2 protein-coding genes and 1 pseudogene are annotated in these 1,733 nt (G+C 34.9%); 1 reads left to right on the top strand and 2 read right to left on the bottom strand.

Annotated features, from left to right (window positions below; translation table 11 throughout):
- Positions 1-347 (top strand): annotated as a pseudogene (locus F6K13_RS31810) (hypothetical protein); the annotation flags it as partial.
- Between the two features lie 331 nt (positions 348-678).
- On the opposite strand, the gene yidD reads toward F6K13_RS31810, so the two are convergent.
- Entirely contained in the window at positions 679-915 is a 237-nt protein-coding gene (gene yidD / locus F6K13_RS31805; RefSeq protein ID WP_124144875.1) for a membrane protein insertion efficiency factor YidD, read from the bottom strand.
- A gap of 57 nt (positions 916-972) precedes the next feature.
- Positions 973-1,733: aspartoacylase (locus F6K13_RS31800; protein WP_287289681.1), on the bottom strand; the 761-nt coding region annotated here is incomplete at its 5' end.

Genomic DNA, 1,733 nt, shown 5'->3' with positions numbered 1-1,733 from the left:
TTTCAGAGATTACTGATATAGCTGAGTTAGAAGAGTTAAACCAAAAGTTATATAACCAAATTGACCAAAGTTGGCAAGATACTCCAGTATGGTATGAAGATTTAGTGTTTGAGGTAAAAGTTAATGGGGATGGAGCGATCGCTAGCTTAGAACCGATGAATGAACCTGCACAATATTATAGTAAACACACACCTTTACCCAAGTTGTTAAATAGTGCTAATTCTGAAGTTACGAGTCAGAAACAGTCTTTTGCAATATTCCGGGTGGTGATGACACCGACAGGGGTACTTGAAGTTAGTCCTTGGGGTGGTTGGTTAAAGAAGCAGTCTGCAGTCAGCGATCGGTAGATTTTTTTTGAGACTCCCTCGTTTGCAGAGCATTCCAGAACTAAAAGGAGATTTCAACTCCTCCCTCTTTTGCAGGAGATGTCTAATACCAATTTGATAAATGTTTGCTACAAATAGCTAGGCTATTTATTAGGAGTCAGGAGTCAGGAGTCAGGAGTCATAATGAATGGCTTTAATACGATTTTTAGGGTGTAAATTATCTTTTTTGTCAAAGGAACATTTACTGTAAAATCTTTTTATCGCACTTATTATTCGTAACATTCTTTTTTCAAATTGGTATAAGAGGCTGTTTATTCTATAATTACTTCAGTATCTAATCTCCCCCACTCCCCTACTCCCCACAGTCCTCACACTCCCTTGGAGGAACTGGGTCATAACCACCAGGATGAAAAGGATGACAACGTAAAATTCGCATAATTGCCATTCTACCGCCTTTAAAAATCCCAAATCTTTCTATCGCTTCCATCGCATATTCTGAGCAAGTAGGTTGAAAACGACAGGATGGAGGTAACATTGGTGAAATGAAAATTTTGTAGCCTTTAATTAATTTAATTAGTAATACTTTCATATCTGAGCCACTTACTTATAACTGATAACTGATTCAAATGCGTGTTTGATGATGAAATTAAAATGTAATTCTCTCTTTTTTTGTCAAACACATAGCAATTCCCTTTTCATAGTAAGCCGCCTCATTAATAAAAACTGGCCATGTAGGAATTTCTTCTTCATAGTAAATTGTTTCGCCATCAAAGGTTAAAAAAATTGGCTCACCTGGAGTTAATTGTTCATAATCTCTCCCTTGTAACTCAGGATGAATCATTGCTGTTATTTCTCCATCTTCAGTCTTAGGATAATCTACAACTTTTAGATGTTTATAGACTATAATATCCTGATTAATTAGATTCAATTTACCTTCATTGAAATTTTCTATAAAATCTAAACTTGCCTGAACTAATTTTTCTGTTTTCTGAAATAAATCTGCTTTGAGAGTACCTTGAGCTATGGGACCTACTTCAATACCAAAACTTAATTCACAAATAGAATTTACAAAAGCATTTTCTTCTCCTGGATTAATCCAGCTATAAACTCTAACATCTGGTTCAACTGAACTTAAATAAGCAGCAGTTTTGAGGTTAAAGGGATGATTATTCGCTAAAACTATTGTTAATCCCATATTAGCAGTGGTGGTATGCAAATCCAAGATAAAATCAAACTTAGGGTTCCCTTTTGGTCCTAGCATTTGATTAATAAATTTTGCTCTAGTTTCTTCATAGTTAGTCTTGTTTTGATTTTCTAAATCCTGGAGTTTAAAGCAACGATTTAAGTCAGTATCAACGTATCTTCTCACCAGTTCAAATGCTTGAGGATTAGCAAATAATATTTGAG

Origin of the sequence: Okeania sp. SIO2B9 (assembly GCF_010672505.1) — a bacterium.
GTDB lineage: Bacteria > Cyanobacteriota > Cyanobacteriia > Cyanobacteriales > Microcoleaceae > Okeania > Okeania hirsuta.
Note: the sequence above shows the minus strand (reverse complement) of the source record. Positions and strands in the feature narration are given on the sequence as shown.